Source organism: Dietzia sp. HMSC21D01 (assembly GCF_001815995.1).
Classification (GTDB): Bacteria; Actinomycetota; Actinomycetes; order Mycobacteriales; family Mycobacteriaceae; genus Dietzia; species Dietzia cinnamea.
This window is the reverse complement of the sequence record NZ_KV823739.1, coordinates 1-598: the sequence shown is the minus strand read 5'-3', so window position 1 is coordinate 598 and position 598 is coordinate 1. Positions and strand designations below refer to the sequence as shown.

General features: G+C 72.4%; 2 pseudogenes. Both read left to right on the top strand.

Going from position 1 to position 598, the window contains the following annotated elements:
* Positions 1-201 (top strand): annotated as a pseudogene (locus HMPREF3086_RS19470) (nucleoside phosphorylase); the annotation flags it as partial.
* Between the two features lie 144 nt (positions 202-345).
* A pseudogene (locus tag HMPREF3086_RS19235) lies at positions 346-598 on the top strand (HNH endonuclease); the annotation flags it as partial.

Below are 598 nucleotides of genomic sequence, written 5' to 3'. Positions count from 1 at the left end.
GACCGACTGGCGGGTATCGCCGACCTGGTGGACATGGAGGGTTACGCGGTCGCCGCGACCGGGGCGATGCTCGGCGTGCCCACCCGGTTGGTCAAGCACGTCTCGGACTCCGCCGACGAATCCGCCGGGACCACGTGGGTCGAGGGCGTCGACGCCTGCGCCCGCGTGCTGGCGGAGTGGGTCGGTACCCGCCTGGCCTGACGCGGCGGTCACGGCCCGCCGCGCGACGCGCCGACCGGTTCCGTTCGAACCCTTGTGCGCCCGGCGGGGCGCCGGTATGATCGAACTATAGTTCGACATTGGTGGTCATTGTTCGGTGTGCGCTCGGCGAGGGGGTGGGGGTTGGTGACGACGGCGAGGACGTTGTTCGCGGTCCCTGAGGGTCTGGGCGCGTTGGACATGGCGGCGGTCAGTGAGGCGGCTCGCGCGGCGACTGTGGCGCAGAACCGGGCTGGTGCGACGCGGTTGGAGGCCGCGTATGTGCTGGTCGCGCAGTTCGCCCGCGCGGCGCAGACCGAGGACGAGCAGCGGCCTGAGGGGTCGCGTCGGCCGGGGTATGCGCGGTTGGCGCCGGCGGCGCGGGCGCGTGATCATCTGG